The sequence below is a fragment of the Pseudomonas sp. GM79 genome (assembly GCF_000282495.1).
In the GTDB taxonomy this organism is placed as follows: Bacteria; Pseudomonadota; Gammaproteobacteria; order Pseudomonadales; family Pseudomonadaceae; genus Aquipseudomonas.
This window is the reverse complement of the sequence record NZ_AKJE01000091.1, coordinates 22240-28363: the sequence shown is the minus strand read 5'-3', so window position 1 is coordinate 28363 and position 6124 is coordinate 22240. Positions and strand designations below refer to the sequence as shown.

Below are 6124 nucleotides of genomic sequence, written 5' to 3'. Positions count from 1 at the left end.
GCAGCGTGCCTGCACATCAATCTCTGATCAGTCTGACTCTTGTGGTCGGCGCAGGGTCGTCAGTGGCTGTTCAAGCCGATCAGAGTAGTGGCTTTGTCGATGGCGCTAAGGCCACCCTCAATTTGCGCAACGCTTACATCAATCGTAACTTCATCAATCCGGCCTATCCCAACAGCGCCACACCACAGAACAAAGCCGAGGAGTGGACACAGAGCTTCATCCTTGACGCTCGCTCTGGTTATACCGGCGGGCCGATAGGATTCGGTGTTGATGTATTGGGTCTTTATTCTCAAAAGCTTGATGGTGGCAAAGGCACCGGCGGTACCCAACTGTTGCCGATCCACGACGACGGCCGACCAGCCGATAATTTCGGCCGCCTCGGGGTAGCGCTGAAAACCAAACTTTCAAAAACCGAGTTGAAAGTGGGTGAATGGATGCCCGTGCTGCCGATTCTGCGCTCCGACGATGGCCGCTCGCTGCCGCAGACTTTTCGCGGCGGCCAGGTGACCTCCAACGAGATCGCCGGCCTGACCCTCTATGGCGGCCAGTTCCGTAGTAACAGCCCACGCAACGACGCGAGCATGGAAGACATGTTCATGAACGGCAAAGCCGCGTTCACCTCCGACCGCTTCAACTTCGGCGGCGGCGAATACAGCTTCAACGACAAGCGCACCCAGGTCGGCCTGTGGTACGCCGAGCTCACCGACATCTACCAGCAACAATACGTCAACCTCACCCACAGCCAGCCCGTGGGCGACTGGACCCTGGGGGCCAACCTCGGTTTCTTCAACGGCAAGGAAGACGGCAGTGCCCTGGCCGGCGACTTGGACAACAAAACCTCCTTCGCCTTGCTATCGGCCAAATACGGCGGCAACACCTTCTATGTCGGCCTGCAAAAACTCACCGGCGACAGCGCGTGGATGCGCGTTAACGGCAGCAGTGGCGGCACCCTGGCCAACGACAGCTACAACGCCAGCTATGACAACGCCAAGGAAAAGTCCTGGCAAGTGCGCCATGACTTCAACTTCGTGGTGCTCGGTATCCCGGGACTGACATTAATGAACCGATATATCAGTGGTGATAATGTCCACACAGGTTCGATCACAGATGGCAAAGAATGGGGCCGAGAATCGGAATTGGCCTACGTCGTGCAGTCCGGCGCGCTGAAAAATCTCAGCTTTAAATGGCGAAATTCGAGTGTTCGCAGGGATTTCAGTACCAATGAGTTTGATGAAAACCGGATTTTTATTAATTATCCTATATCGTTATTGTGACGAATATTCTGCGTTGCAGGGTGGCAGTGGCGGCGAGTCAATAAAAAGACTCGCATCGTCAGCTTCCCTCCGCGGCCTCATCAAACTTCAACCGGGCAGCTTCAACCTCAGGCAATTTGTCGAGCGTCCATTTATGCAATTCGCGAAATGGCTGCTGCAGTGTTAGACCAAGTGGGGTGATCTCATACTGCACTGCCACGGGCGAGAACGAAATGATCTGACGCGAGACGAGACCATTTCGTTCCAACCGCCGCAGGGACTGTGTAAGTGCCTTCTGAGTGACGCCCTCCAGGCGACGCCTGATGGCATTGAAGCGATGCGGCCCATCATCAAGCACCGCCAGAACCATCATCGACCACTTGTCTGCGATTTGGTCGAACAGCGCCCGGCTTGGGCAGTCTGACGAAAAACATTGCGGCTTTAATTCCAGCATCGAAGTTTCCTCATGTATACCTAGGCGACTCTAGGTGCCTAATTGACATTAGGTCTACAAAATATACTTATGTGACTTCCAAAAGCAAATGGAGTCCATCCAATGTCAAAGCTTGATACCAGCGTTTTATTTCGTCCTCTTTCCATCCGCTCGCTTGAACTGAAAAACCGGATTGTCATGGCGCCGATGACGCGTCTGCTCTCACCCGAAGGCGTCCCGGGTGAAGCGAGCGCTGCCTATTACCGGCGGCGGGCAGAGGGAGGTGTCGGGCTGATTTTGTCGGAAGGCACCGTGATTGATCGCCCAGCATCGCGTAATGACTCCGGCATACCTTTTTTTCACGGCGAAGCGGCGCTTGCTGGGTGGAAAAACGTGATCGATGCGGTCCACAACGCTGGCGGGCGCATGGCACCGCAGATCTGGCACACCGGTGCCACGCGTTACATCAACGACTGGGAGCCAGATGCGCCAGTGGAAAGCCCGTCGGGCCTTGATTCGCCAGGTGACCTGCGTGGTGTGGCGATGAGTGAAGAGGACATTGCCGACACGGTAGCAGCGTTCGCCAAGGCCGCAGCGGATGCCAAACGACTGGGCTTCGATACCGTTGAGATCCACGGAGCCCATGGTTATCTGATCGATCAGTTTTTCTGGTCTGGTACCAATCTGCGCACCGACCGCTACGGCGGCCCGACAATCAAGGAACGCTCGCGCTTTGCCAGCGAGATCGTATCTGCTGTTCGTCATGCTGTTGGCCCTGAATTCCCGATCATCATGCGCGTCAGCCAGTGGAAGCAACAGGACTACGGCGTACGCGTCGCTGAAACACCAGCTGTGATGGAAGACTGGCTGCTGCCATTGGTCGAGGCCGGTGTCGACGTCCTGCACTGCTCGCAGCGACGTTTCTGGGAACCTGAGTTTCCCGAAATTGACGGTGAGAACGGGCTGAACTGCGCGGGCTGGGCGAAGAAAGTCACTGGAGCCACAACCATTAGCGTCGGTTCGGTTGGGCTAGATAATGATGTTACTAATGCCTTCGCCGGCAAGGGATCAACCCCTGCGAGTTTGGATCGGCTTGTCGAGCGCATGGAGCGCGAAGAGTTTGATCTGATCGCTGTAGGGCGTGTTCTGTTAAGTGACAAGGATTGGGCAGCCAAGGTGGAAAATGGCGATTACGCAGATCTGAAGGGCTTCAATCCGGCATCATTAGCCGAATTGGTTTGAGCCTTATTACGGAGTATGGAAAGTGTAATGTTACAAAGGTTTTAGCCTGAAGAAATCAGAGGTCTCGCCTCGGATTTTGCGGGGTCGAGTCGTAATCTGTTGTTGTTATTGTTGAGTGCGCCCTGACTGTTTCAATGACCGAACATGTTAAGGCCACTCAACACCCGCGCAAACAGGATTGGGTTGCAGTGTGGCCTGGGAGTTTATGCGCAGGCTACACAGCGTCGCTAATTAATGTAGCGCTAGATTCTTCATGGTGCGAGTGGGCACCGTGTCATGGCGTCCATATTTGTGCGTCGCGGGGCATCCACCAATTGGAGCTGCAAGGCTGCGGCGAAAAATGCATCGGCGACTAGGTTAGCGGAGCAGGCAAGCCGAGTTGGACTGTATAAAACTCGTGGCTTTCCTCAGCATTCATATTGCTCGTCGAGGCTTGCACGAAGCTCGGGCCCAAACGCTTCGGGTCCTGGTCAGCGGTCTACCAGCAGTTTCGGGATTGACGGAATCAAGGACCGTTCGACCTGTTGCTCAAATGGCTGCACATCAAGTTGATGCTTCCAAAACTAAGACTACACTCGGTCTTGCTGACCCAGAAGGATCGACGGCAGCCGTGAGTTTTCGTTGGTCCCGTTGAATTATTTATCTTCGAGACAAGGAGCAGTCATGACTTCGCTAGACTCACTTCAGCAAAGGCAAATCAGTCTTACACACGCTTTCGTGGTCAACAATGCGGCGTTGCATTCTCAGTCCTGGAAAAACATGAAGAATCCTACGCCGAGTCAGGTTACGGACAATATCCGTTCGCGTCTGAATGCCTCCAAGGTAGGCGGCGGTTATGACGTGGTCTGGGGCCCTGCGCTGGTGATGGATGGCGAACACGCGGCGCACATCACCGTGGTGCTGGCCGGCGAGAACGACATCGTCGTGGTGACGAGTGGGACACTCAAGGACTCCTTAAAGGATCAGGTGGACGATCTTGATATTTTTCCAATGGTGCCATTGAAAAGCGTTATCCCGGGCTGCCAGGTACCAGCGAACATCGCGCAGGGAACTTCAAAGGGTGTGAACGCGATACTGACTACAGCATCGACTGTCGGTTCTCAGGGCACGCTGTGCGATTTTCTAGGGAAGCAGCAAAGTGGGGCGACGATCCGATTGGTCGGTCATAGCCTCGGCGGTGCGCTCATGTCGGTGGTCGCGCTTTATCTGAAAGACAAATTTCCGGGCTTTAACTTATTTTGTGAAACGTTTGCTGCACCCACGGCTGGCGATGGTTTGTTCGCGAGCTATTTCAATAAGCAAATGGCCGGCAATGCGCTACGCATCTACAACACGCTGGATGTTGTTCCGATGGCGTGGTGTGCAACTTCTCTCGATGACTCCCTGACCCTTTATGAGGACGACCCCAAGGAAAACACGAGGAACATGGTTTGTTCCTGCATAGACAAGGTTGTGAATAACAACCTGAACTATACGCAATGGGGAATGGGCAGCGCGAACATGGAGCTGCGGCTCTGTGGGAAACTTCAATCCGACTGCACAAGCTACGAGTCTCAATCCGGCTATCAGCACGTCTATGAGTACATGACACTGTTGGGCCTGCAGCCCGGCGATATACCGATGCCGCCCTTCGGCAGCTAGTGAGATAGTCTCGTCGTCCAGACGTTCGGGTTGTAGTTAGGGCATTTCTTTGAGAAGCCTTAACTGCAACCCGTTTATCCGTAAACCTATTACTCGCAACGGTGCTTAAGCAGACGCGATGTGGATGGTGAATTCATCCTGCACTCACTTGGTTTTCGGATTGACCAGTTAAATGCTGGCGCCACGGTCATCGACCGATTTCATCATTCAAAATTTGAACGTGTACCGAAATATCAGTCGATTTTCATTGGCGCTATCGGCGTAGGTGGAACGATTTGTCGAGTTTCGCCATTGTGCCGACACATTCTTGAACGGGCCGCTTTGTATTGTGTAAGTAATATCGGTAACGCGTTCCCATTCCTTGCCATCTTTTCCCTCCGATCGTAGAGACGCTGCTTGGGCTGAGCCCAAAAGGGTGGGATCTACATCTCCACCTTTTGCGTATTTCAAACCCAGGGTAAGTCCAGGTAGCCCTGCCGCTGCGAAGTCGAAATCGTAGCGTGCGATCCAGACGCGTTCTTGGGGGGCTGTGAATGTGCTGACCAACGACTCAGCGAACAGATACGTGTCGGCGCCATTGATCATGGCGAACGATGTATCCCCCCAGGCTTTCTGAAAACCTGCGCCGAAGGTGTGGCCGCTCTGGCGATAAGAAAGCATCGTGCTGAGGGTGCGGTTGTTCACATCACCTATACCTTCATCCCCTGTTTCGCTGGCAGAAAAATATCGGACGTCGGAGATTACTGTTCCGGAGCCAAGTGCTCTTTCAAACTTCAGACCGAAAAAATTCGAGCGGTAGAGATCTTCCAACTCAGCCAGGTGATAGCTGAGTGAGAGTTGTGGCAAGGGTTTGTAATCAAGTGCGAGATAGGTGTAGTGATCGGCCTTTACCGGTTTGTACCCAAAAGCCGTCAGTGACTCAAAGTCCGTTGAGTTTCGCTGTTTCACTGCGTTAATTCGTAACGCGCTGAAGGTTACAGGCTCCAGGTCTTTGGACACCAGCATTCCACCGCGAAACACTTGTGGGAGCAGGCGGCTGTTATTGCTGGACAGCAGTGGGAGTACCGGGTTGAGACCACCAATGCGTATCTCGCTTCGGCCAAGCCGAGCCTTGGCGGTTGGAATGAATTTGCTGTACTCGTCATCTACATTGCGCTGTGAATCATAGGCCAATAAGCCCGAGCCGGTTCGGTCCGGGCTGGAGTCAAATTTGACCCCCAGCAGACCGAGCGCATCGACGCCAAACCCAAGCGTGCCCTCAGTGAAGCCGGACTGCACATTCAAGATAAAGCCTTGAGCCCATTCATCGCGTTTGGATTGTTTGGCCCCATCGTTGCGAAAGTCACGGTTGTAGTAGAAGTTACGCAATTCAAGGCTTGTCTGTGTGTCCTTGATAAAGTCCGCGAAGGCGTTTGGAGCCGCGCAAGTGAACAGGATTGTCGAGACCGACGTCATACGTTTTTTTGCCATCTCTAATGCACCATTTGTTGTTGTTTTTGGTGTTTGCAATGCGCGTAACTCCCTGAGGAGCGACGCGCCCGCGCTCCGCATGTTG

5 protein-coding genes are annotated in these 6124 nt (G+C 53.8%); 3 read left to right on the top strand and 2 right to left on the bottom strand.

The window, feature by feature from the left end; genetic code table 11:
- The first annotated feature begins 26 nt into the window (after positions 1-26).
- Positions 27-1274, top strand: coding sequence for an OprD family porin (locus PMI36_RS05630; RefSeq protein ID WP_443216707.1), 1248 nt, complete (start codon positions 27-29; stop codon positions 1272-1274).
- A gap of 58 nt (positions 1275-1332) precedes the next feature.
- On the opposite strand, the gene PMI36_RS05635 is transcribed toward PMI36_RS05630, so the two are convergent.
- A complete protein-coding gene (locus PMI36_RS05635; protein ID WP_008074797.1) occupies positions 1333-1707 on the bottom strand; it encodes a winged helix-turn-helix transcriptional regulator in 375 nt (124 codons plus the stop codon).
- A 102-nt stretch (positions 1708-1809) separates the two neighbouring features.
- Between PMI36_RS05635 and PMI36_RS05640 the strand changes: the two genes are divergently transcribed.
- Together PMI36_RS05640 and PMI36_RS05645 are read left to right on the top strand one after the other, a co-directional pair.
- Entirely contained in the window at positions 1810-2928 is a 1119-nt protein-coding gene (locus tag PMI36_RS05640) for an NADH:flavin oxidoreductase (protein WP_008074794.1), read from the top strand.
- 663 nt (positions 2929-3591) lie between these two features.
- Positions 3592-4569 carry a lipase family protein gene (locus tag PMI36_RS05645; RefSeq protein ID WP_008074792.1) on the top strand — a complete coding sequence of 326 codons (978 nt, stop codon included), beginning with the start codon at positions 3592-3594 and terminating at the stop codon, positions 4567-4569.
- A 207-nt stretch (positions 4570-4776) separates the two neighbouring features.
- Here the strand turns inward: PMI36_RS05645 and PMI36_RS05650 are convergent, their stop codons facing one another.
- Positions 4777-6039: an OprD family porin gene (locus PMI36_RS05650; protein ID WP_050549267.1), complete on the bottom strand. Its 1263-nt coding sequence runs from the start codon at positions 6037-6039 to the stop codon at positions 4777-4779.
- Between the last annotated feature and the right edge of the window lie 85 nt (positions 6040-6124).